The 22,788-nt window shown below is 59.7% G+C and carries 18 protein-coding genes; 7 read left to right on the top strand and 11 right to left on the bottom strand.

The window, feature by feature from the left end:
• Positions 1-241: 241 nt before the first annotated feature.
• The 5 genes from KCG87_RS10180 to KCG87_RS10200 all read right to left on the bottom strand — a co-directional run bounded on the left by KCG87_RS10180 (position 242) and on the right by KCG87_RS10200 (position 5,242).
• Positions 242-943, bottom strand: coding sequence for an ABC transporter ATP-binding protein (locus KCG87_RS10180; protein WP_003222380.1), 702 nt, complete (start codon positions 941-943; stop codon positions 242-244).
• On the bottom strand, positions 944-1,711 hold the full coding sequence (livG, locus tag KCG87_RS10185; RefSeq protein ID WP_007969480.1) for a high-affinity branched-chain amino acid ABC transporter ATP-binding protein LivG: 768 nt from the start codon (positions 1,709-1,711) through the stop codon (positions 944-946).
• Positions 1,708-2,964, bottom strand: coding sequence for a high-affinity branched-chain amino acid ABC transporter permease LivM (locus tag KCG87_RS10190; protein ID WP_007969481.1), 1,257 nt, complete (start codon positions 2,962-2,964; stop codon positions 1,708-1,710). The genes livG and KCG87_RS10190 overlap by 4 nt, the downstream gene beginning before the upstream one ends.
• Positions 2,961-3,884 (bottom strand): high-affinity branched-chain amino acid ABC transporter permease LivH, encoded by a 924-nt coding sequence (gene livH / locus KCG87_RS10195; protein WP_027614381.1) that lies wholly within the window; start codon positions 3,882-3,884, stop codon positions 2,961-2,963. Before livH ends, KCG87_RS10190 begins: the two co-directional genes overlap by 4 nt.
• A gap of 230 nt (positions 3,885-4,114) precedes the next feature.
• Complete coding sequence (locus KCG87_RS10200; RefSeq protein ID WP_098967574.1) at positions 4,115-5,242, bottom strand: branched-chain amino acid ABC transporter substrate-binding protein; 1,128 nt, start codon at positions 5,240-5,242, stop codon at positions 4,115-4,117.
• A 351-nt stretch (positions 5,243-5,593) separates the two neighbouring features.
• Between KCG87_RS10200 and KCG87_RS10205 the strand changes: the two genes are divergently transcribed.
• Positions 5,594-5,899 carry a DUF2288 domain-containing protein gene (locus tag KCG87_RS10205; protein ID WP_047292130.1) on the top strand — a complete coding sequence of 102 codons (306 nt, stop codon included), beginning with the start codon at positions 5,594-5,596 and terminating at the stop codon, positions 5,897-5,899.
• 295 nt (positions 5,900-6,194) lie between these two features.
• Here KCG87_RS10205 and KCG87_RS10210 read toward each other — a convergent pair whose 3' ends face one another.
• Positions 6,195-8,393 carry a hypothetical protein gene (locus KCG87_RS10210; protein WP_027614384.1) on the bottom strand — a complete coding sequence of 733 codons (2,199 nt, stop codon included), beginning with the start codon at positions 8,391-8,393 and terminating at the stop codon, positions 6,195-6,197.
• A gap of 195 nt (positions 8,394-8,588) precedes the next feature.
• On the opposite strand from KCG87_RS10210, the gene KCG87_RS10215 reads away from it, so the two are divergent.
• On the top strand, positions 8,589-9,485 hold the full coding sequence (locus KCG87_RS10215; protein WP_210557965.1) for an NAD(P)-dependent oxidoreductase: 897 nt from the start codon (positions 8,589-8,591) through the stop codon (positions 9,483-9,485).
• Here the strand turns inward: KCG87_RS10215 and KCG87_RS10220 are convergent.
• Together KCG87_RS10220 and KCG87_RS10225 are read right to left on the bottom strand one after the other, a co-directional pair.
• A complete protein-coding gene (locus tag KCG87_RS10220; protein ID WP_210557962.1) occupies positions 9,376-11,658 on the bottom strand; it encodes a bifunctional diguanylate cyclase/phosphodiesterase in 2,283 nt (760 codons plus the stop codon). The two genes, KCG87_RS10215 and KCG87_RS10220, sit on opposite strands and share 110 nt — an antisense overlap.
• Positions 11,659-11,806: 148 nt before the next feature.
• On the bottom strand, positions 11,807-12,175 hold the full coding sequence (locus tag KCG87_RS10225; RefSeq protein WP_098967577.1) for a YkgJ family cysteine cluster protein: 369 nt from the start codon (positions 12,173-12,175) through the stop codon (positions 11,807-11,809).
• 301 nt (positions 12,176-12,476) lie between these two features.
• On the opposite strand from KCG87_RS10225, the gene KCG87_RS10230 reads away from it, so the two are divergent.
• Positions 12,477-13,826, top strand: a complete 1,350-nt coding sequence (locus tag KCG87_RS10230) for an MFS transporter (RefSeq protein ID WP_027614388.1) — start codon at positions 12,477-12,479, stop codon at positions 13,824-13,826.
• A 367-nt stretch (positions 13,827-14,193) separates the two neighbouring features.
• Here KCG87_RS10230 and rapA read toward each other — a convergent pair whose 3' ends face one another.
• Positions 14,194-17,040 (bottom strand): RNA polymerase-associated protein RapA, encoded by a 2,847-nt coding sequence (gene rapA, locus KCG87_RS10235; RefSeq protein ID WP_150370417.1) that lies wholly within the window; start codon positions 17,038-17,040, stop codon positions 14,194-14,196.
• 252 nt (positions 17,041-17,292) lie between these two features.
• On the opposite strand from rapA, the gene KCG87_RS10240 reads away from it, so the two are divergent.
• From KCG87_RS10240 to ccoM, 3 genes are all read left to right on the top strand, one after another.
• Positions 17,293-17,634, top strand: a complete 342-nt coding sequence (locus KCG87_RS10240) for a hypothetical protein (protein WP_003222394.1) — start codon at positions 17,293-17,295, stop codon at positions 17,632-17,634.
• Between the two features lie 112 nt (positions 17,635-17,746).
• Positions 17,747-17,908, top strand: coding sequence for a hypothetical protein (locus KCG87_RS10245; RefSeq protein ID WP_096797040.1), 162 nt, complete (start codon positions 17,747-17,749; stop codon positions 17,906-17,908).
• A 147-nt stretch (positions 17,909-18,055) separates the two neighbouring features.
• Positions 18,056-18,169, top strand: coding sequence for a cytochrome c oxidase subunit CcoM (gene ccoM / locus KCG87_RS27565; RefSeq protein ID WP_003222396.1), 114 nt, complete (start codon positions 18,056-18,058; stop codon positions 18,167-18,169).
• Positions 18,170-19,228: 1,059 nt separating this feature from the next.
• Here the strand turns inward: ccoM and KCG87_RS10250 are convergent.
• Positions 19,229-20,704, bottom strand: a complete 1,476-nt coding sequence (locus KCG87_RS10250; RefSeq protein ID WP_003222397.1) for an inorganic phosphate transporter — start codon at positions 20,702-20,704, stop codon at positions 19,229-19,231.
• Positions 20,705-21,080: 376 nt separating this feature from the next.
• Positions 21,081-21,281, bottom strand: coding sequence for a hypothetical protein (locus KCG87_RS10255; RefSeq protein ID WP_003222398.1), 201 nt, complete (start codon positions 21,279-21,281; stop codon positions 21,081-21,083).
• A gap of 653 nt (positions 21,282-21,934) precedes the next feature.
• On the opposite strand from KCG87_RS10255, the gene pcaR reads away from it, so the two are divergent.
• On the top strand, positions 21,935-22,777 hold the full coding sequence (gene pcaR / locus KCG87_RS10260; protein ID WP_098967581.1) for a pca regulon transcriptional regulator PcaR: 843 nt from the start codon (positions 21,935-21,937) through the stop codon (positions 22,775-22,777).
• Positions 22,778-22,788: the final 11 nt, after the last annotated feature.

The raw sequence follows: 22,788 nt of genomic DNA on the forward strand, positions 1-22,788 counted from the left end.
ACGCTCATGGCGATGCGTTACAGCGCAGTGCAAAGTTTTTTCGAAAAGATTTTCGAACACTGCAATCCACTGTGGGAGCGGGCTTGCTCGCGAAGGCGTAGTGTCAGACACCATTGATGTCGGATGACACAGCGCTTTCGCGAGCAAGCCCGCTCCCACAGGGGATCTGTGTTGGATTCAATCTATCTGCCAGGCACAAAAAAAACGGCCCGAAGGCCGTTTTTCTGTTCAGCGAAAAGGATCAACCGCCGAGGTACGCCTCGCGCACTTTCGGGTCGGTCAGCAGCGCTTCACCGGTGCCTTGCATGACCACGCGGCCGTTCTCCAGAACGTACGCACGGTCAGCGATTTTCAGCGCCTGGTTGGCGTTCTGCTCGACCAGGAACACCGTTACACCGTCCTTGCGCAGCTGTTCGATGATGTCGAAGATCTGCTGGATGATGATCGGTGCCAGGCCCAGCGACGGCTCGTCGAGCAGCAGCAGTTTCGGCTTGCTCATCAGCGCCCGGCCGATGGCGAGCATCTGCTGTTCGCCGCCGGACATGGTGCCGCCGCGCTGGTTGAAGCGTTCTTTCAGGCGCGGGAACAGGCCGAGGACCTTGTCCATCTGCTCCTGATAGTCGCCCTTGTCGGTGAAGAAGCCGCCCATGGACAGGTTCTCTTCAACGGTCAGACGGGCGAATACCCGACGACCTTCCGGCACCACGGCGATGCTCTTGCGCATGATCTGCGACGAGTCCTGGCCGACCAGTTCCTCACCCATGTAGCGGATGCTGCCGCTGTGCGCCTGCGGCGAACCGCAGAGCGTCATCAGCAGCGTGGACTTGCCGGCACCGTTGGCACCGATCAGGGTCACGATCTCGCCCTGGCGGACTTCGACGTTGACGCTGTGCAGGGCCTGGATCTTGCCGTAGAAGGTGGAAACGTTTTCGAACTGCAGCATTTACGCTTCCCCCAGGTAGGCTTTGATCACTTCAGGATTGTCGCGGATCTGTTCCGGCGTACCGTCAGCCAGAGGTGTGCCCTGGTTGATCACGACGATGTGGTCGGAAATGCTCATGACCAGTTTCATGTCGTGTTCGATCAGCAGCACGGTGACGTTGTGCTCTTCACGCAGCACGCTGATCAGCGCCTTGAGGTCTTCGGTTTCCTTCGGGTTCAGGCCGGCGGCCGGTTCGTCGAGCATGAGGATCCGCGGACGGGTCATCATGCAGCGGGCGATTTCCAGACGTCGTTGCTGACCGTAGGCCAGGGTGCCGGCGGTACGGTTGGCGAACTCTTTCAGGTTGACCTTTTCCAGCCAGTATTCGGCGTATTCCATGGCCTCGCGTTCGCTCTTGCGGAACGCCGGGGTCTTGAACAGGCCGGACAGGAAGTTGGTGTTCAGGTGACGGTGCTGGGCGATCAACAGGTTCTCGACCGCCGTCATGTCCTTGAACAACCGCACGTTCTGGAAGGTGCGCACCACGCCCTTGAGGGCGATCTTGTGCCCCGGCAGGCCCTGGATCGGCTCGCCGTCCAGCAGGATGCTGCCGCCCGAGGGCTGGTAGAAACCGGTCAGGCAGTTGAAAACGGTGGTCTTGCCCGCGCCGTTCGGCCCGATCAGCGCCACCACTTGTTTTTCCTTGACGGTCAGGGCCACGCCATTGACCGCCAGCAAGCCGCCGAAGCGCATGCTCAGGTTTTCGACTTTAAGAATCTCGCGGCTCATTTTCGCAACTCCATGTGTGGGCGTTGCATCGGCAGCAGACCTTGTGGACGCCAGATCATCATCAACACCATCAGCGCACCGAACATCAACATCCGGTATTCGCTGAACTCACGCATCATTTCCGGCAACAGGATCATCACCACGGCCGCGAGAATCACGCCCAGTTGCGAGCCCATGCCACCCAGCACGACGATGGCGAGGATGATCGCCGACTCGATGAAGGTGAACGATTCCGGCGTCACCAGACCCTGACGGGCAGCGAAGAAGCTACCGGCGAAACCGGCGAAGCTCGCACCCAGGGTGAACGCCGACAGCTTGATGATCGTCGGATTCAGACCCAGTGCACGGCAGGCGATTTCATCTTCACGCAGCGCTTCCCACGCACGGCCGATCGGCATGCGCAGCAGGCGGTTGATGATGAACAGCGCTGCCAGCGCCAGCAACAGGGCAACCAGGTAGAGGAAGATCACCTTGTTGATCGAGTTGTATTCGAGGCCGAAATACTCGTGGAAGGTTTGCATGCCTTCCGCCGCTTTACGTTCGAAGGTCAGGCCGAAGAACGTCGGTTTCTCGATGTTGCTGATGCCGTTCGGGCCACCAGTGATGTCGGTCAGGTTACGCAGGAACAGACGAATGATTTCGCCGAAACCGAGGGTCACGATCGCCAGATAGTCACCGCGCAGACGCAACACCGGGAAGCCCAGCAGGAAGCCGAACGTCGCCGCCATCAGGCCGGCAATCGGCAGGCAGATCCAGAAGCTCAGGCCGTAGTAGTGCGACAGCAGCGCGTAGCTGTAGGCGCCGACGGCGTAGAAGCCGACGTAACCCAGGTCAAGCAGACCGGCCAGACCGACGACGATGTTCAGACCGAGGCCGAGCATCACGTAGATCAGGATCAGCGTGGCGATGTCCACCGCACCACGGGAGCCGAAGAACGGCCACACCAGTGCACCGAGGATCAGCGCAATGATGATGTAGCGTTGCGTGGTCGGCAGGGTCAGGAAGTTGCTGGCCTTGGCCGGGATCAACGGCAGGCCCGGCGAGGATTTCCACGCCTTGCTGATCTGCTGGTTGAACAGCACGCGCAGGAACATCAGCACCGAGCACACGGCGATGGTCGCCAGAATGGCCGGGCTGGTGCCGTGCACTTCGAGGTTGATGCCGACGATGGTCAGTTTCAGACCGAGTACCGGGTAGGCCACGGCCCATACCAGCAAGGCACTGAACAGTGCCTGTTTAAGATTCCTAGTCATACTTTCTCAACCTCCGGACGGCCCAGAATGCCGGTCGGACGGAACAACAGCACCAGAACCAACAAGCCGAAAGCCACGACGTCCTTGTACTGGTCGCCGAAGATATCGGCGCCAAAGGCTTCCGCCACCCCAAGCACCAGCCCGCCGAGCATGGCGCCGGGGATGCTGCCGATCCCGCCGAGTACCGCAGCGGTGAAGGCCTTGAGGCCGACGAGGAAACCGGCGTTCGGGTTGATCACGCCGTACTGCATGCTCAGCAGCACAGCCGCAACGGCTGCCAGCGCAGCACCGATGACGAAGGTCAGGGCGATGATGTTGTTGGTGTTGATGCCCAGCAGGTTGGCCATCTTGATGTCTTCGGCGCAGGCACGGCAGGCGCGACCCAGGCGAGAGCGGGAGATGAACAGCGTGAGGCCGAGCATGGCGACCAGGGTCACCACGAACACCACGATTTGCATGTAGGAAATCAGCACTTCATGTGCACCACCTGGCCCGATGGAGAAGTTGCCGGGGATCAGGTTGGGGATGGATTTGTCCTTGGAGTCTTGCGCGAGCAGAACCGTGTTCTGCAGGAAGATCGACATACCGATCGCGGAAATCAGCGGGATCAGACGGTTGCTGCCGCGCAGGGGGCGGTAGGCGATCCGTTCGATGCTGTAACCGTAGGAACTGGTGACGACGATGCTCGCGATGAACGCGGCGGTCATCAACAGCGGGACGTTGTCGATTCCCATCATGGCCAGCCCGGCGATGGCGATGAACGCCACGTAGGAACCGATCATGTACACCTCGCCGTGGGCGAAGTTGATCATTCCAATGATGCCGTAAACCATCGTATAGCCGATGGCGATCAGGGCATACGTGCTGCCAATGGTCAGGCCATTAACCAGCTGTTGGAAGAAGTGATAGATGTCAGGCATTACAACGCTCCTAAAAACCTGATACGCATTTCACTGGTGGAGTCATTTTCCCGCCCGGCCCCGTGGATCTTTATCCACTTCGAATCCGGGTTTTGCCAGCGAACCGCTGATGACGGTTTTGAGATTTTCAGGTGGGGAGACTGGCGGATCACGCCAGCGCGGCCCATACATTCGTAAAACAAAGCCCACGGCACGCCGTGGGCTTTATTGGCAGTCAGTCAGGGCGCGCCTTACTGAGGCGAAACTTCAGTTTTCGGTTTGCCGAAGTGCCACTCGTAAACCACAAATTTGAAGTCCTTCAGGTCGCCCTTGGCGTCGAAGCTCAGGTCGCCGGTAGGGGTCTTGAAGGTGCCGGCGTGGATGGCTTCGGCCACTTTGGCAGGGTCTTCGGATTTGGCTGCGGTGATACCGCCGGCAATCACTTCAACCGCCGAGTAGGAAGGGAACACGAACGGGCCGCTCGGGTCTTCTTTCTTCGCCTTGAATGCATCAGCCAGGGCAACGTTGGCCGGATCCTGGTCGAAGGATTTCGGCAGGGTCACCAGCAGGCCTTCGGAGGCGTCTTTGGCGATCTGCGAAATGGAGTCGTTACCCACGCCTTCCGGACCCATGAACTTGGCTTTCAGGCCTTTTTCCTGAGATTGACGCAGGATCAGACCCAGCTCCGGGTGGTAGCCGCCGTAGTAGACGAAGTCGACGTTGGCTTGCTTGAGCTTGGCGATCATCGAGGAGAAGTCCTTGTCGCCGGCGTTGACGCCTTCGAACACGGCGACTTTCACGCCTTTCTTCTCCAGAGTCGCCTTGACTGCGGTAGCGATGCCTTCACCGTATTGCTGCTTGTCGTGCAGGACGGCAACGATTTTCGGCTTCACGTGGTCGGCGATGTAGTTACCGGCGGCAGGGCCCTGGGCGCTGTCCAGACCGATGGTGCGGAAGACCATTTTGTAACCACGGGCGGTGATGTCCGGGCTGGTGGCAGCCGGGGTGATCATCACGACGCCTTCGTCTTCGTAGATGTCCGAAGCAGGCTGAGTGGAGCTGGAGCACAGGTGACCGACCACGAACTTGACGCCGTCGTTGACGACCTTGTTCGCGACCGCTACCGCTTGTTTCGGATCGCACGCGTCATCGTATTCAACGGCTTCGAGTTTCTTGCCGTCGACGCCGCCCTTGGCGTTGATCTGCTCGATGGCCATTTTCGCGCCACTGAACTGCATGTCGCCGTATTGGGCTACAGGACCGGTTTTAGGGCCGGCGATACCGATCTTGATGGTGTCAGCGGCGAACGAATGGCTGGCAACCCCGGCCAGAACCATAGCGGCAAACAGTTTGGAAATCTGCTTAGTAGCCTTAGTCATAGTGCTCCACTCTTACTGTTGTAATTTTTTTGAGTTCTGGCGCCGCAGCAGCAGAACCGGGTCAGATATCTTTGCGATACCCTCCGGAAATGCCCCCGGCAACTGTACCGGTACAGTGTAGAGCGCCGGTTGTTGGCCTGGGAAGCAGGCGCCGAGGGGCAAAACTTGGGGGTGTCGCATTTTTGAATGAAAAAGACAGAATTGCGGCGGGGCTTTCGTGGGCATATATCCCAAACACCAGCATTCCTTGGCGTTCCTGCTCTTTTCGTTCGGTGAAGCCATTTGCAACCGGGTTTTTCTGCCGGACCACCGACGTTATCATTCGCGTCGATTTCTTTTCCGGACAGTCCCATGAATCAAGAACCTAGCACCCTCTATGCCAAGCTGCTTGGTGAAACCGCATCTATTACCTGGAAAGAGCTGGAGCCGTTCTTCGCCAAGGGTGCCCTATTGTGGGTCGACCCGGCTCTGGATTTGATCGCCGCCGCCGAGGCCGTGGCCTCGGATGATGGCGAGAAAGTCGCCGCCTGGCTGGCCGAGGACAAGGTCGCCAAGCTGTCTGAAACGCGGGCGCTGGATATTTTCGAGCGTGATCCAGCGCTGTGGGCGGTGGTGGTGAGTCCGTGGATTCTGATCCAGGAAAGGGCGGTCGCCTGAGCTCGCGCACCTTTGTAGTGCGTGAGACCATCAGCGAAAAGTGTGTAGCCGAGTAGCGTGATGGCACGTTGCCGTAGAGAAAGGCCACAAGCGTGGGTGGCCTCACGGTGACGTAAACGTAACGGGAACAGTTTATTGAGCAGCCGGAGGGCTGCTTAATTGTTTCTGGATATTGGAAGGGCTGAGATTTTCAGGGAATTTGAGGGCCCCATCGCGAGCAGGCTCACTCCTACAGGGGAACGCATTTCAACTGTAGGAGTGAGCCTGCTCGCGATAGGGGCAACTCGGATCTGGATCAGACCGAGTAAGTCTTCCCGGTATGGTTATTCAAGGAAATAACCTTGGTCTTGCCGATCCGGTGACGGTAGATCTCGCGCAGGTACTTGATCGACTTCTTCACGCAATCGCGCGACAGGCGAATGTCGTTGATCGAGACGAACTTGTCCTTGTCGTTGATCAGCTCGCGGTACTTCTTCTCGTACATCGGCTTGATCGCGTACCAGTTGGTGTCGAGGATCTTCGCCGGGTTCTCGAACTCGTTGAGCAGATCGTCGATGCGGTCTTCGTCGAACTCTTCATTAATGATGAAGTCGAGGATCGAGTTGTCCAAAGTCTCGTCAAAACGGTACGGGGTCTTGGCGAAGCAGCGCTTGATGAACGCCACGATCAACGTCAGGAAGTCGTCCGACAGGCACGGGCTCTTGGCGATCAGGGTGGTCAGCGACAGGTTGGCCGAAGCGCCGATCACCAGCGCATAACGCTTGAGCGTGGTGTTGGGGAACAGGCTGTTGAGGTGGGTCTTCAACCGGTTCAGGTCCATGTACGACAGTTTGTAGTCCTTCGGCAACGAGACGATCGACACCACCGACGAGCAGTTCTTGAAGAAGTGCAGGTCGTGCAGCGCCGCGGCGTCGTAGCCGGAATTCTTGTACTGCTCGAGCGAGGCGCGATAGCGCTTGGATTCGATCGGCAGCAGGCTGATGCCTTCGATGGCCTGGGTGACCTTGTTGAAGTGCGGCAGGTCGATCGAGCGGAAGAACAGGTCGTCGATGTTCAGACGCTGTGGCTCTTTGTCGAAGACCTTGAACTTGTCGCTGCTCGGCGGCGGGGTTTCCGGCACCACCGATTCGGCGTAGGCAATCGCCACCGGGCCGGCCAGACTCATGAACAGGTCGTTGGCATCCAGGCGAATGGTTTCGCCGATGTCGATGCCGGCGCGGCGGAAGTAGTTCTGGTCGTAGTCGGTGGTCACCGCCTGCGCCGTCAGTATGTTGAAGATCTGCTGCGAGATGTACTGGTTGGCGTGCTTTTCCATCGCATTGACATCAATGTTCTGGATGTTGCCGTCATCGCTCTCTTCGGCGTAACGCATGATGTCGTTGGAGATCAGCATCATCGCGTTCCATGGGCGGATACGGCCCATGACGCTGGCTTCGCTGCTGTCTTCATTGGCGAAGTTGTAGGAGAAATCCCATTCCTCCGACAGGTATTTGCACAGCAGGCGGCCGGCGTTGATGTGCAGCGCCTCGGACATTTCACTGCGGTGGTCGGAAATGTTCGGCAGCACGCAGATGCCGCTGGTGAAGATCGGCTCGAACACGAACGAATGCCCGCTCTTGCCGTCGTGCTCGTCCATCGGCTTGGTGTCGAACGTCTTGTTCATGTACGAGTGCTGCTGGGCCAGGCCGAATTCCGAGGCCATGCCCGAACCGGTACCGCCGCCGGCACTGAAGATCGAGAAGTACAGGCGCGACTGGTTGGCCTTGATGCCGCAGCTGTCGATCAGGTACGAGTGGATCATTTTCCAGTCAGGGCTGGAGAAGCGCTGGGTGTCCTTGTTGAGGATGATTTTCGCCAGATACTGGCCGAGGATCGGCGCGTTACCGGCGCCACCGGCGTGGACTTCGGACAAGTCCATGATCTTCATTTTGCTGTAATCGCGCAGGAAGCCGCTTTTCTCGCCCTTGCGCGAGAAGCGGATGCGCCCGGCGATGTCCTTGTCGAGGTCGCCGAGCATCACCAGCGGTTCGACGAGGAACACCGGTTTGCTCGACTTGTTGGTGCCGATCCGCAGGTTGTTTTTGATCCACTGCGCCGGGCTGTAGCCCTTGTCGGCCAGACGGCGGTCAGCAGCGCGGTCTTCGTTGTTGAATTCGTTGAGGTAGAACTTGCGCGCGTTGTACACCAGCTCCGCGACGTCGAGTGCGATGTTCGAGCCGCAGCGACCGAGGCCGATCAGGCACACCGACGGAAACTCCTGATCGTTGTGCTGTTCGTTGTCGCCTTCCAGGTGCGGTGGACGCGGGAACACCAGATCACGCAGGCCATCGAGGTTGTCGAGGATGCGGTCGGTGTTGGTTTCGGTGTAGTACAGATATTGCTGAGTGCCCAGCGGGCGCGAGGGAGGCAATGGCTTCGATGATGACGGGCTGTTTGCGGCAGGGCTCAGGGTCAGATCGGATACCGCAGTGGCGGGATTGTTTTTAGAAGTCATTGTGCGCCATATACCTGGACTGGTTGGTCCGCTGACCAGTGTCAGCGAGCCTCACGGAATAAGATCTCGCGTCTTTTATTGCGCGAATTTGGCCCGGGCGTCAGGGGCTTGGCCTGATCGTCGCACGGGGGAATCCTTTCCTGATCGCTCATGAATCGGCCATTATTCAGTGATCTTTAATCAAAAAGAGGCGAAATGATGTCAACGCTCCCTTCGTTGGGTTTTGCCGGAATCGGCCTGATGGGCCTGCCGATGTGCCGCCGTTTGCTGGCTGCCGGCTACCCGTTGACCGTGTGGAATCGCAACCCGGCCAAGTGCGCGCCACTGGTCGAAGCTGGCGCCCGGCAGGTGGCAAGCCCCGCTGAACTGTGCGAACACGCGGACGTGGTGATGCTCTGTCTGGCCGACACGGCGGTGGTGCGCGAGGTGGTGTTTGGCGCCGGGGGTGTCGCTGAAGGTGCGAAAAGCGGCCAGTTGCTGGTGGACTTTTCCAGCCTCGAACCGACCGCTACCCGCGAATTGGCCACCGAGTTGGCCGACAAGACCGGGATGAGCTGGCTCGACTCACCGGTGTCCGGCGGCGTGGTGGGTGCCGAGGCCGGCAGTCTGGCGATCATGGTCGGCGGCGCGGTGGCGGATCTGGAGCGGGTGCGCCCGGTGCTGCTCAACCTTGGTCAACGGGTCACGCACATGGGTGGCATCGGCGCCGGGCAGGTCACCAAGGCTTGCAACCAGATGATCGTCGCCTGTAATGCGCTGGTGATCGCCGAAGTAGTGGCGCTGGCCGAACAGGCCGGGGTCGATGCGAGCCTGATTGCCGAAGCGCTGGCCGGTGGTTTTGCCGATTCGAAACCGTTGCAGATCCTCGCCCCGCAAATGGCCGAGAGCCGTTTTGAACCGGTGAAATGGCACGTACGCACGCTGCTCAAGGACCTCGATACCGCAGTGAAATTCTCCCGCGAACAAGGCTCGGCCACGCCGATCAGCGGATTGGCCGCACAATTGATGCGCCTGCATGGGGCGCAGGGCTTTTTGCAGAAGGATCCAGCGACACTGGTACAAATGTACCGCGCGCCAGACTCAACGGATTGACCGCGTGCGAGTGTTTGCGCTGATTGATTTCTTCCAGCACCGGGCGTAACTCGTCCAGCGGCACCGGGCGGCTGAGCAGGTAGCCCTGAATGAAATCGCAGCCTGAGCGCTCGAGGAATTCGTACTGTTCCAGGCTCTCCACGCCTTCGGTCACCACCTGCAAATGCAGGGTGTGGGCCATGACGATGATCGCCTGGACGATCTCCATGTCGGCGGTCGCCTTGGGAATGTCGAGGATGAACGAGCGGTCGATTTTCAGCGTATTGAGCGGCAGACGCTTGAGGTAGGCCAGCGACGAATAGCCGGTGCCGAAGTCGTCGATCGACAGCGAGACGCCGAGGGCGCGGATCTGCCGCAGCAGCACCAGGGTGTTGGCGATGTTGCCCATCAGCGCGTTTTCGGTGACTTCCAGTTCCAGCCGTTCCGGCGCAACGCCAGCGCTGCGCAGTGCGCTTTCGATCTCATCGGCCAGCTCTTCCCGGGCAAGGTTGAGCGGCGAGCAGTTCCAGGCGATTTTCAGGTCGTTGCAGCCATGCCGCGTCAGTTCGCCAAGGTCAGTGCAGGCCCGGCGCAACACCCAGTTATCCAGTTCGGCGATCAGGCCATTGGTTTCGGCAATCGCGATGAAGCGATCCGGGGCCAGCAAGCCATGCACCGGATGCTGCCAGCGGATCAGCGCTTCGAGTTTGGTCACTCGACCGGTTTTCAGTTCGAAGATCGGTTGGTAATACAGCGTCAGCCCGTTTTCTTCGCGCAGGGCCTGGCGCAGTTCTTCTTCCAATTGCAGTTCGAGGCTGGCGCGGGTCTTCATGTTGGCACTGAAAAAATGCAGGCCGTTACGCCCGGCGCCCTTGGATTGATACAGCGCCAGATCCGCGTGCTTGAGCAGTTCTTCGCAGGTGGTGCCGTCGTCCGGGAACAGGCTGATGCCGATGCTGGTGGTCATCACCATACGGCGGCCGGCCAGTTCGATCGGCTCCTTCATTTTCAGCATGATCCGTTGCGCCATGTTGCGCGCTTCCTCACGTTCACGCAGGCTGATCAGGATGCAGAACTCGTCACCGCCGAAGCGGGCGACCACGTCTTCATGGCTGCGCACCGAGCCTTTGATGTGATTGGCGATGACTTTGAGCAGGGCGTCGCCGGCGTCATGGCCGAGGCTGTCGTTGATTCGCTTGAAGTGGTCGATGTCGAGAAACATCACCGCGAGCATGCCGCCCTCGCTGGTTTTCTGGTTGAGTTTCTCGGCGAAAAGCTGGTTGAAACCGCGGCGGTTGATCAGGTTGGTCAGCGCGTCGTAATTGGCCACTTGCTGCAATGACATCCGCGCCTGATCGAGCTGGCCGAGCAGGGCGTTGACCCGGCGCAGATCGTGTTCCTTGCTTTGCAGTTTCTTGTCGGCGAGTGCCGCGCTGATCGCGCTGCCGAGAATCAGCAGGATGATCAATGCGACGGTCAGGCCCAGTTGCAGGTAATTGGTTTCGCCACTCAGGGGCGGCACTGCGCCCTCGGGCACCACCAGATTCAACGCGGCCATGCCGGTGAAGTGCATGCTGATGATGCCGGCGCCGAGGATCACTGCGGCGGTGTATTTGAGCAACTGATGAAAACGGCCGCTGCCTTCACGCAGATAACCGGCGACCCACAGCGCGGCGAAGCTGGCGCCGATGGCAATCACGATCGACAGGCAGAACAGCAGCGGCTGGTAATACGCAGTGGCCACCGAGTGCATCGCCGCCATGCCGACGTAATGCATGCCGGCGATGCCCAGGCCAATGACGATGGCGGTTTTCAGGTATTGCATCAGCGAGGGATGAGGCACGCTCAGGGTGTGCATCGCCAGCCATGAGGCGAGCAGGGCGATCACCAGGGAAAACAGGGTGGTGGCCAGTTCGTAATGGATTTCCAGCGGCGCCTGGAATGCCAGCATGGCGATGAAGTGCATGGCCCAGATGCCGCCAGCCAGACAGGTGGCGCCGATCCAGCGCCAGACCCGTTGCGAACCCGGATCTTCGGCGTGGCCAACCCGCTCGGCCATGTCGAGGGTGGCAAAACTCGCGGCGCAGGCGACCAGATAGGCCACCAGCACCAGCAAGGGATTGTGTGTGCAATCGAGAATGACCTGCCCGCTCTGCGGCAGCTCGGTAACAAACTGCAAACCAAGCCACTCCATAGCATCCCCGTCTGTGAAGTCGTCCCTGCTGCGTCAGCAACGCAGGCGAATGAGAGGAGTATAGAGGCGGTTTTTGCCATGCAAGCGGTAGTGGCACATTGGCGCCAACCATTTCGGCATGAGCGTTATAGCGATTGGCGCTAAACCATCAGGCGCTTTGGTCGTAAGGGATCTGATTCCATTCCGGTTCGAGCGGCGGCAAGCCGAAGCGGGCGCGCGCCTTGTCGCAATCGACATTCTGTTCGCCGTATTCCCAGGAAGCATCGAATTCGCGGCAGGGACTGGAGCGTTGCTCGTAAATCGAGCACTGCACGTTACTGCCCACTTCACCGATCAACGCCGTACACCGCGGCGATTTGCAGTCGGTGCCGTTCATCGCTACCCGACTGGGACTGATCTGCGTCACCAGTTCATCGGGCACCGTACCGCCGGAGGAGGCGCATTCACCCCAGAAAAAAGACACGCGAAAATGGGAACAGCAGGCACCGCAATTCAGACACGGACTGACTTCGGACATGGGGAGGGTATCAAAGGGGTTGATCGGCGAATCCGGACGGATCCGGCGGCTATTCTAGGCTTCGCCATGAACTTGGGAAGGGGGGCGCGAAAGTATTTTTTTGTAGCCGGATTTTGCCGCAAAACCCCAGGTTTATGGGGGATTGCTGACTTATCAAGGGCTTACGTTTCTTTACAGTGCCATGCCTCGTTATCAGCTTGACGAATGATCACAGACAGCCCCGGCAGGCCTGTCTAGATTGCAGGTTCCGGGCTCGGATGCGTCGGCAGTGAAGCCCACATAACAATAAAGAGACGGACCCATGCAGAACTCGACCCAAGCGGCGAATGCCTGGCGCATTCTGTTCCTGTTATTCCTTGCCAACCTGTTCAATTTCTTCGACCGCACCATTCCGGCGATCATCATCGAGCCGATCCGCATGGAATGGCACCTCAGCGATTTTCAACTGGGAATCGTCGGCACCGCGTTCACCCTGGTTTATGCGATCGCCGGCCTGCCGTTGGGACGCATGGCCGATACCGGTTCGCGCAGCAAATTGATGGGCTGGGGCCTGGCGACCTGGAGCGCGCTGACGGCGGTCAACGGGCTGGTCGGCAGTTTCTGGAGTTTTCTGCTGGTGCGCATGGGCATCGGCATTGGCGAGGCCAGTTACGCGCCGGCCGCCAACTCGTTGATCGGTGACCTGTTCCCGGCGCACCGTCGGGCGCGGGCCATGGGTATTTTCATGCTCGGCCTGCCGTTGGGCCTGTTGCTGGCATTCTTCACCATCGGCGCGATGGTCAAGGCCTTCGACAGCTGGCGCGCGCCGTTCTTTATCGCGGCGGTGCCGGGGCTGATCCTCGCGGTGTTCATGTTCTTCATCAAGGAACCCAAACGCGGCGCGGCGGAAACCGTGCAGGTGTCCCAAGAGAGAGTCGACAAGCCTATCCGCCGGGTGCTGGCGGTGCCGACATTCCTGTGGCTGGTGATGGCCGGTTTGTGCTTCAACTTCGCCACCTATGCCTGCAACTCGTTTCTGGTGCCGATGCTGCAGCGCTACTTCCTGATGCCGTTGCAGGAGGCGGCGGTGGCGACCGGCGTGATCGTCGGTGTCACCGGGTTGATCGGTCTGACCCTCGGCGGCTGGATCGCTGACAAGATTCATCAACGAGTCGCCAACGGCCGGCTGCTGTTTGCCGGCTTCAGCCTGATCATCTCGACCCTGTGCACCGCGTGGGCGCTGCACGCCGGACGGGTCGAGATCGGCGTGTTCGTCGCGGTGTTCAGCGTCGGCTGGCTGTTTGCCTATAACTTCTACACCTGCGTGTACACGGCGATTCAGGACGTGGTCGAACCGCGCCTGCGGGCCACGGCGATGGCGCTGTTCTTTGCCGGGCTGTACCTGCTCGGCGGCGGTTTGGGGCCAGTGGTGGTGGGGGCCTTGTCCGATCATTTCGCCAAATCGGCGATGCTCTCGGCGGGGGCCGAGCAGATGACTGAGGCGTTCAAGGCTGTGGGGCTGCATGACGCGATGTACCTGATTCCGGTGGCGCTGTTCTTCACCATGGTGTTTCTGTTTCTGGCGGCGCGGTGTTTTGTGCGGGATGCGCAGCGGATGAAGGAGGGGTTGGTGGCAGTGGTTGAGCCTGATGTTTCTGTGGCGACTGCATAACCGCCTTCGCGAGCAAGCCCGCTCCCACATGGGAACGCATTCCAAACTGTGGGAGCGGGCTTGCTCGCGAAGGGGTCATCAGCATCAACTGATAAATAGCAGACAAAAAAAAGGCCCGCATCACTGCGGGCCTATTCATTTATAGCGCTAGAGCGGGGACTTAACCCGCCACCAGCACCCGTATCGCTTCCAGACGCAATGCATCCAGCTCCCACATTCGACCGCATTGCTTCCTGAAACAACTCGGTCAACTGTGGGAGCGGGCTTGCTCGCGAAAGGGCCATCAGCATCAGCCGATAAATACCAGACAAACAAAAAGGCCCGCATCGCTGCGGGCCTCTTCATTTATAGCGGTAGAGCGGGGGACTTAACCCGCCACCAACACCCGTATCGCTTCCAGACGCAATGCCGCTTTATCCAGCATCGCCAGACCCAGTTCACGCTGCTTGCGCAACGCATCCAGTTCGCTGTCGCGCACGGTCGGGTTGACTGCTTGCAACGCGGTCAGGCGCGCCAGTTCTTCGTCGGTGTCCGCCGCTAGACGACGACGGGCCTCGGCCACGCGCTCGGCGTGACGCGGGGTGATCTTGTCTTCACCGGCGTTGATCCGTGGCGTCAGCTGATCGCGCTGGGCCTGGATGAACTTGTTGGCGCTGGCGCGGGGCACGCTTTCCAGTTGATCGTTCAAGGTTTCGAACGAGACGCGGGCCGACAGATCGTTGCCGTTGGCGTCGAGCAGGCAGCGCAGGGCGGCCGGCGGCAGGTAGCGGCCCAGTTGCAGCGAGCGCGGTGCAACCACTTCGCTGACGTAGAGCAGTTCCAGCAGCACGGTGCCCGGTTTCAGCGCCTTGTTCTTGATCAGGGCGACGGCGGTGTTGCCCATCGAGCCGGACAGCACCAGGTCCATGCCGCCCTGCACCATCGGGTGTTCCCAGGTGATGAACTGCATGTCTTCGCGCGACAGCGCCTGGTTGCGGTCGTAGGTGATGGTCACGCCTTCGTCATCGCCCAGCGGGAAGCTGGCGTCGAGCATCTTCTCGCTCGGCTTGAGGATCAGGGCGTTTTCCGAATGGTCTTCGCTGTCGATGCCGAACGCGTCGAACAGGGTTTCCATATAGATCGGCAGGGCGAACTGATCGTCTTGCTCAAGGATGTCCTCGACCAACTGATCGCCTTCGCCCGAACCGCCGGAGTTCAGCTCCAGCAGACGGTCGCGGCCGGTGTGCAGCTCGGCTTCCAGACGCTCACGCTCGGTGCGCGCTTCGTCGATCAGCGCTTGCCATTCGCCGTCATCGGCTTCTTCGAGCAGCGGCAGCAGGCGCGGGCCGAACTGGTGCTGCAAGGCGTTGCCGGTCGGGCAGGTGTTGAGGAACGCGTTCAGCGCTTCGTGGTACCACTGGAACAGACGCTCTTGCGGGCTGGTTTCCAGGTACGGCACGTGCAGTTCGATGATGTGCTTCTGGCCGATCCGGTCGAGACGCCCGATACGTTGCTCGAGCAGGTCCGGGTGCGACGGCAGATCGAACAGCACCAGGTGGTGAGCGAATTGGAAGTTGCGACCTTCACTGCCGATTTCCGAGCAGATCAGCACCTGCGCGCCGAACTCTTCATCGGCAAAGTAGGCGGCGGCGCGGTCACGCTCAAGGATGTTCATGCCTTCATGGAACACCGTGGCCGGGATGCCGGAACGCACGCGCAGCGCGTCTTCCAGGTCCATCGCGGTTTCGGCGTGGGCGCAGATCACCAGCACTTTGGTGCGCTTGAGCATTTTCAGCTGATCGATCAGCCACTCGACGCGCGGGTCGAATTTCCACCAGCGCTCTTCTTCGCTGGCGTCCGGCTGGGCCTGGAAGCTGACTTCCGGGTACAGCTCGGCGTGATCGCCCAGCGGCAGTTCGAGGTATTCGTCCGGGCATGGCAGCGGGTACGGGTGCAGTTTGCGCTCCGGGAAACCCTGCACCGCGGCGCGGGTGTTACGGAACAGCACGCGGCCGGTGCCGTGGCGGTCGAGCAGCTCGCGCACCAGACGGGCGCTGGCTTCGCTATCGCCATCGTTGACCGCAGTCAGCAGGGCTTCGCCTTCGTTGCCGAGGAAACCGTGGATGGTCTTGTGCGCTTCCGGCGACAGGCGCCCCTTGTCGAGCAGTTCCTGAACGGCTTCGGCCACCGGGCGATAGTTCTCGCTCTCGGCGCGGAACGCGGCCAGGTCATGGAAACGGTTCGGATCGAGCAGGCGCAGACGGGCGAAGTGGCTGTCCTGACCGAGCTGTTCCGGGGTCGCGGTGAGCAGCAGCACGCCGGGAATCACTTCAGCCAGTTGTTCGACCAGCGAATACTCGGGGCTGGCCTTGTCTTCGTGCCACACCAGGTGGTGGGCTTCGTCGACCACCATCAGGTCCCAGCCGGCGGCGAACAAGGCGTCCTGCGCCTTCTCGTCTTCGACCAGCCACTCCAGGGCAACCAATGCCAGTTGGGTGTCTTCGAACGGGTTGGTGGCATCGCTTTCGATGAAGCGTTCTTCGTCGAACAGCGCCACCTGCAGGTTGAAGCGGCGGCGCATTTCCACCAGCCACTGGTGCTGCAGGTTTTCCGGCACCAGGATCAGCACACGGTTGGCGCGGCCAGAGAGCAGTTGGCGATGGATCACCAGACCGGCTTCGATGGTTTTCCCCAGACCCACTTCGTCCGCCAGCAGAACCCGCGGCGCGATACGGTCGGCGACTTCACGGGCGATGTGCAACTGGTGCGCGATCGGTTGCGCACGCACGCCGCCCAGGCCCCAGAGCGAAGACTGCAACTGGCGGCTGGTGTGTTCCAGGGTGTTGTAGCGCAGGGAGAACCACGACAGCGGGTCGATCTGCCCGGCGAACAGACGATCGCTGGCCAGGCGGAACTGAATGAAGTTCGACAGCTGGGTTTCCGGCAGGGTGACGGCTTCGTTCTGCCCGTTGAGGCCGTGATAGACCATCAGCCCGTCGACGTCGTCGACTTCGCGCACGGTCATCTTCCAGCCTTCGAAGTGGGTAATGGTGTCACCCGGCGAGAACCGCACGCGGGTGAGGGGCGCATTCCGTAGCGCGTACTGGCGGGTTTCGCCAGTGGCCGGGTAAAGCACGGTCAACAAGCGGCCGTCCTGTGCCAGAACGGTGCCTAAACCAAGCTCTGCTTCGCTGTCACTGATCCAGCGTTGCCCCGGTTGATACTGCTGCGCCATGCTGCCTGACTCCCACCTTGAAAAAGCGGGCTATCTTAACGGAATGCAGGCTCCAGGGCCAAAGATTACTGGGCAGAAGCTGCCGCAGACAGCGATCTTCTGATCTTTGGAAACACTTGAGTTTTGTGATGTCCGATTAAAAGATCGCAGCCTGCGGCAGTTCCTGCAGTGCCAACCCGATCACAGATTTGCGACGGATGGCTCAAGGCGCCTTTGCCGCAGCCGATAGCCTGCTGACAGGAGACCCTTTATATGCTGCCACCGATGCTCCCCCTGAGCGCTGTGCCGATCACTTCCCAGCAGGATCCGATTCGCCAGCGGCCGGACATTCCTCCGGTGGTGCCGGTGCAGGAAAGCTCCAACGAAAGCACGATCGACCTGCAAAAACGCGACCCGGAAGAGGATCGACTGCTGGCGCGCGAAGAACAGCGTCGCCAACAGGAGCGTGATCGTCGCCGTCGCGAAGCCGACGAAGACCCGGAAGAACATCTGGCCGTGCCGGGTACCGAACTGAATGCCGACAACACGGTGCCGGTGGTGCCGCTGATGGAAGATCAGCCGCGTCAGGGCTTATGGGTCGATATCGAGATCTGAGTCTGCTTATTTACATCAATTGTTGTCGAGCGCTGGCGTCAGGCTGCATGATTGGCGCAGTCCTGCCTCTGATGCGGCAGTTGTGTTTTCTTCAAGTGATGCGCTGAACGTCATGAGCCAAGATGAAAAACTGATCGACCTCGGCACCGAGCGCGCCAAGCGTGTGCATGATCTCAACGAAAAGCGGCTGAACGAAGTGCGCAAGGCCTTCGAGCAAGCCATGCCGTTGGGAAAAGCTCAGAAAAAGCCGAAAAAGAAACCGAAAAAGCGTTGATCTTCCCCTGCATCCTTTGATGCAGGTCAGTTATTTCCCGCCTTTGCCTTCTGTGTTGTCCGGACTTGATCCTGGTCAATTTCTGCGCCTGCGCGATTGGTTAACTTAGCTCCATCGCAGCAAAGCAGGGGCCAGGAGGCCACAGTCATGTTTTTCGATAACGTGGTGTTTGCCGGGGTTCTGACCGTGGGGCTCATGGTTCTGTTTTTTGCAGGGTTTGGATTTTTTATCTGGAAGGATGCGAATAAGCGCAAGAAGTAGGTCTTTCCGGGTTTGATGAGCACGCAAGGCATTTTGGGCAACTTCGGTTGCCCTTTTTTTTTGTGTTTTTGGCGGCCGCTGGGCCGACCATGTTCTTGGGGTTTTGGGTGTATATCCGTTGCTGCGGGTGTTGCTTATTACGGTTCCGCCCTTACGGCGGGTCACCTTTTCCAAACGCCGAAAAGGTAACCCAAAAGGCTTTACCCTGACGTTCGGCCCTCGCTTAGGCTCGGGTTCCTTCGCTGCGGGATTCATCCGGGGGGCAGCGCCTACGGTTTGCTTCGCTGCACCTCCTCTCGCTGTGTTTGGCTGCGCCAAACGGTCGCTGCGCTCCCACCCCCGGACAAATCCCTCCACTCAGCCTGCCGACGGGCCCTCAGATCAAAAGCTTTACTCGAGCTAACGCTCATCGTGTTGAGTGGTGGAAAAGCGTGCGCTCGGCTTTTGCTTTTTTGTAGGAGCCAGCCTGCTGGCGATGGCGGCCTACGAGCCGACCGATCTCCAACTGAATACACCCACTCCAACTGTGGGAGCGGGCTTGCTCGCGAAGGCGTCCTGTCAGCCAACCAATCTCCAACTGAAAATACCCAATCTCAAGTAGGAGCTGCCGAAGGCTGCGATCTTTTGATCTGCTTTGGCTTTGGCTTTGGCTTTGGCTTTGGCTTTGGCTTTGGCTTTGGCTTTGGCCTTGGCTCTTGCTCTTGATGTGGCTTTTGATCTTCAGCCCCTTCGGCAGGCCGAGCGAAGGTGTCCATCAGGGGGTTAGGCGCGCAGCGCCATGCGGCGAAGCCGCATACATCGAGAGGAGGTGCAGCGAAGCAAACCGGAGGCGATGCCCCCTGATGGACACCGTAGCGAGGGAACACTGAGCCTAAGCGAAGTGCCGTACGCCGGGGGAAGCCTTTTTGGTTACTTTTTCGGCGTTTGGAAAAAGTGACCCGCCGTAAGGGCGGAACCATAGGAGGCCGTTACCGCAGCAACGGATATGCTCACAAAACCAAACCCAAAAAAAAAGGCGCGATCCTCAAGAATCGCGCCTTTCTCATGTGCTGCGGTCTATCAGCTACCCAACGCTTTGGACGCCAGCCAGAACAACCCAGCCGACAGCGCCACAGTCGCCGGCAAGGTCAGAACCCACGCCAGCAGGATAGTGCGAACAGTCCCACCCTGCAGGCCGCTCTTGTTGGCGACCATGGTGCCCGCCACGCCCGAGGACAGCACGTGAGTGGTGGACACTGGCAGGCTGAAGATGTTGGCCATACCGATCAAACTGGCGGTAGTGATCTGCGCCGACATGCCCTGAGAGTAGGTCATGCCCTGCTTGCCGATCTTCTCGCCGATGGTCAGTACCACGCGTTTCCAGCCGACCATGGTACCCAGGCCGAGGGCCAGGGCCACCGCGAGAATCACCCAGAACGGGGCGTATTCGGTGGTGGTGGTCAGGTCTTTGCGCAGTTTGTCCAGGTCAGCCTTCTCACGCGCTTCGAGGCCTGGCAGCTTGCCGACTTTCTTCGCGGTGTCGTCCAGGCACAGCAAGTAGCGACGGACTTCGATGCGGCTTTCCGAGGACAGCGAATGGTAGTCCGCTACACCTTTAAGGGTGCCAAGCAGGGCGTTGATGGTCGGTTCGGTCTGCTGCGGGTTGCAGCGGAATTTCTCCGGCAGATCGCCTTCAACACTTTTGCCCAGGGCCAGGAATTCGCCCAGAGAATCGGCATTGCGCTTGTAGAACTGGCTCAGGTGCAGGGTCGCGTCGCGGGTGCGCTCGATCTGGTAGGTGGTGCTGCTCAGGTCGAGGACGAACTGCGCAGGCACGATACCGATCAGTACCAGCATGATCAGGCCGATGCCTTTCTGGCCATCGTTGGAACCGTGCACGAAGCTCACGGCCATGGCCGAAATCACCAGAACCAGACGGTTCCAGAACGGCGGGTGCTTTTTGTCGTCGATCTTGCGGCGCTGTTCCGGGGTCTTGTGCATCTTCGACAGCGGGCGCCACCACTTCAGGCCGATCAGGATCAGCGCGGCAATCAGGAAGCCAGCCATTGGCGAAAACACCAGCGAGGCGCCGATGTCGATCGCTTTCTGCCAGTTCACGCCGTCGGCCAACGGGATGTTGTTGATCAGGGCATTGGCCAGGCCGACGCCGAGGATCGAGCCGATCAGGGTGTGGGAACTGGAGGCCGGGATACCGAAGTACCAGGTGCCCAGGTTCCAGGTGATCGCCGCGGCGAGCAACGAGAACACCATCGCCAGGCCATGGCCGGTGTTCACATTGATCAGCAGTTCTACCGGCAGCAGGTGAACAATGGCATACGCCACGCCAACGCCGCCCAGCAACACGCCGAGGAAGTTGAACACACCGGAGAAGAACACCGCCAGGTGAGGCGGCATGGCTTTGGTGTAGATAACAGTGGCTACCGCGTTAGCGGTGTCATGAAATCCATTGATGAACTCGAAGGCGAGGACAAACGTCAGGGCGAGCAAGAGGCTCACAAGCACCCAAGCATCCAGTCCGCTGAATAAATCGATCATGAAGGTTTTCTGACCCGGTCATAAGGGGGCGCGATTATGCCAGAAAAGACTGGAAATCGATCCCCTACCTGCTCATCGGTAGCAATCAATGTCGAATTAAATTGTTGCAAGGTGCAATGCCCGAGCGTGTTGCAGGGTTTTTCAAGTGCTTGATTGGCTTGGAAAAACTTTCAGGCAGCAGGCGTTTTGTCGAGCGCGCAGGGGCCTCAAACGTTTGTGTGAAATATCTCTGAAACGAGTCAGACACGCTCCTTTCCCGTGCAGGCCGGGGGAGGTGGGCCGCTGCCCGCGGATAGCGGGCGCGCAAGGCATGGTCGGGTCACCGTGCTTTTAGCCGGTGGCGACGCAGACCCTCGAAAATCTCAGGATCGCCCGTTCAGGGCTCTTCGGTTTTGAGTTCTTCTTCCATCTTTTTCAGTTCTTGCTGGAAAACCTGATCCTGAACGGTGGGGCGTTTGCGCCATGCCTTGCGTTCCGGTTCGGGTTGCGCGGCGTAGGTGGTGACTTCCCCGCCGTAAACTTCCTTGTAACGTTGTTCCTGGCGCTCAAGTTCCGCGCGCAGTTCGTCTTTCGTCACAGTGCTACCTGTTTGAGTTGAGATAAATATCTGGTGAAACGCACGGCAACGAGTCGATTGAACACGTCCACCAAAGGGCCATGCCGGTTCAGGCATTGGCGTTATCGGCAGGGCGATCAAGACTTCCATGTTGCAGGCGGCTACGGCACCAGATTAAAACTGACGCAGCATCAGTTTCCTGTTTCAGCAAGCGCGCTGGCGGTGCATGAATAATGAGCGTCAGGCGCTGGCCGGGCTGACGGCAATAGGCATCGGGTCAGCAGGCGGCACCCTCGGCCAGTGAAAACGTGGCGCCACTGAGGTGCATTATAGCGGTCGATTCGGGAATGACTATCTTTGCCAAGTTAAAAACGGTTCGGGATGTGTGATCGTTTTGTTACTGACAAGTTTTATCGCTAGTTGAAATTCGCCGAAACCTTTTAAGGACTCGCGTTCAGTTTCTGGCGCCATTAAGTCGATCAACTAATGAGGCATGCGAAGTTGGATGAAGAGGCAGGTGAACGAATGAAGAAGCCAAGAAGGACAGAGGCTGATGGATTGCGATAATCGGTCGGCGGTTCGATAATCGCCCGATGTTGGCGACTCGACTCTTGTACATCCGTCGGCGAGCCGCTTGTATAGCCATTGATCCGTGCCGGAAACAAGGACAAGAAATGAACGATCAAATGCGCAACTCCTTCAGCTCCGTGGCGCCGCCGATCGTCGCTTCGCCGGCCAAACGCATCCAGGCGCTGACCGGCGATCCGGATTTCATGACCTCGCTGGCCCGTGGCCTGGCGGTGGTGCAGGCGTTTCAGGAGCGCAAGCGGCACCTGACCATCGCCCAGATCAGCCATCGCACGGAAATTCCCCGCGCTGCTGTGCGCCGTTGCCTGCACACTCTGATCAAACTGGGTTACGCCACCACCGATGGCCGCACGTACTCGTTGTTGCCCAAAGTGCTGACCCTCGGCCACGCGTATCTGTCGTCGACGCCGCTGGCGGTGTCGGCCCAGCCGTACCTCGACCGCATGAGCGAGCAACTGCACGAAGCCTGCAACATGGCCACGCTCGAAGGTGACGACATTCTGTACATCGCCCGCTCGGCGACCACGCAACGGCTGATCTCGGTGGACCTGTCGGTGGGCGGGCGTCTGCCGGCCTATTGCACATCGATGGGCCGCATCCTGCTGGCGGCGCTGGACGACACCTCGCTGCGCGAATACCTCGACCATGCCGAACTGGTGGCCAAGACCAGCCGCACGCTGCACACCCCCGAAAGTCTGCTCGAATGCCTGCAGGAAGTACGGCAGCAGGGATGGTGCATCGTCGATCAGGAACTCGAACAAGGCCTGCGTTCGATTGCCGTGCCGGTTTACGATGCGTCGGGCCAGGTGGTCGCGGCGCTCAACGTCAGTACCCACGCCGGTCGCGTCAGTCGTACCGAACTGGAACAACGCTTCCTGCCGGGCCTGCTCAGTGCCAGCCGCGACCTCAGCGCGCAGTTGTTCGCCTGATGAAGCTGTTC

The sequence above is a fragment of the Pseudomonas sp. MWU347 genome, assembly GCF_017947305.1.
Classification (GTDB): domain Bacteria; phylum Pseudomonadota; class Gammaproteobacteria; order Pseudomonadales; family Pseudomonadaceae; genus Aquipseudomonas; species Aquipseudomonas putida_A.

Excerpts from the sequence above, each read along its gene's own strand:
- KCG87_RS10180 (WP_003222380.1), bottom strand. The coding sequence starts at position 943 with ATGCTGCAGTTCGAAAACGTTTCCACCTTCTACGGCAAGATCCAGGCC.
- livG (WP_007969480.1), bottom strand. The coding sequence starts at position 1,711 with ATGAGCCGCGAGATTCTTAAAGTCGAAAACCTGAGCATGCGCTTCGGC.
- KCG87_RS10190 (WP_007969481.1), bottom strand. The coding sequence starts at position 2,964 with ATGACTAGGAATCTTAAACAGGCACTGTTCAGTGCCTTGCTGGTATGG.
- livH (WP_027614381.1), bottom strand. The coding sequence starts at position 3,884 with ATGCCTGACATCTATCACTTCTTCCAACAGCTGGTTAATGGCCTGACC.
- KCG87_RS10200 (WP_098967574.1), bottom strand. The coding sequence starts at position 5,242 with ATGACTAAGGCTACTAAGCAGATTTCCAAACTGTTTGCCGCTATGGTT.
- KCG87_RS10205 (WP_047292130.1), top strand. The coding sequence starts at position 5,594 with ATGAATCAAGAACCTAGCACCCTCTATGCCAAGCTGCTTGGTGAAACC.
- KCG87_RS10210 (WP_027614384.1), bottom strand. The coding sequence starts at position 8,393 with ATGACTTCTAAAAACAATCCCGCCACTGCGGTATCCGATCTGACCCTG.
- KCG87_RS10215 (WP_210557965.1), top strand. The coding sequence starts at position 8,589 with ATGATGTCAACGCTCCCTTCGTTGGGTTTTGCCGGAATCGGCCTGATG.
- KCG87_RS10220 (WP_210557962.1), bottom strand. The coding sequence starts at position 11,658 with ATGGAGTGGCTTGGTTTGCAGTTTGTTACCGAGCTGCCGCAGAGCGGG.
- KCG87_RS10225 (WP_098967577.1), bottom strand. The coding sequence starts at position 12,175 with ATGTCCGAAGTCAGTCCGTGTCTGAATTGCGGTGCCTGCTGTTCCCAT.
- KCG87_RS10230 (WP_027614388.1), top strand. The coding sequence starts at position 12,477 with ATGCAGAACTCGACCCAAGCGGCGAATGCCTGGCGCATTCTGTTCCTG.
- rapA (WP_150370417.1), bottom strand. The coding sequence starts at position 17,040 with ATGGCGCAGCAGTATCAACCGGGGCAACGCTGGATCAGTGACAGCGAA.
- KCG87_RS10240 (WP_003222394.1), top strand. The coding sequence starts at position 17,293 with ATGCTGCCACCGATGCTCCCCCTGAGCGCTGTGCCGATCACTTCCCAG.
- KCG87_RS10245 (WP_096797040.1), top strand. The coding sequence starts at position 17,747 with ATGAGCCAAGATGAAAAACTGATCGACCTCGGCACCGAGCGCGCCAAG.
- ccoM (WP_003222396.1), top strand. The coding sequence starts at position 18,056 with ATGTTTTTCGATAACGTGGTGTTTGCCGGGGTTCTGACCGTGGGGCTC.
- KCG87_RS10250 (WP_003222397.1), bottom strand. The coding sequence starts at position 20,704 with ATGATCGATTTATTCAGCGGACTGGATGCTTGGGTGCTTGTGAGCCTC.
- pcaR (WP_098967581.1), top strand. The coding sequence starts at position 21,935 with ATGAACGATCAAATGCGCAACTCCTTCAGCTCCGTGGCGCCGCCGATC.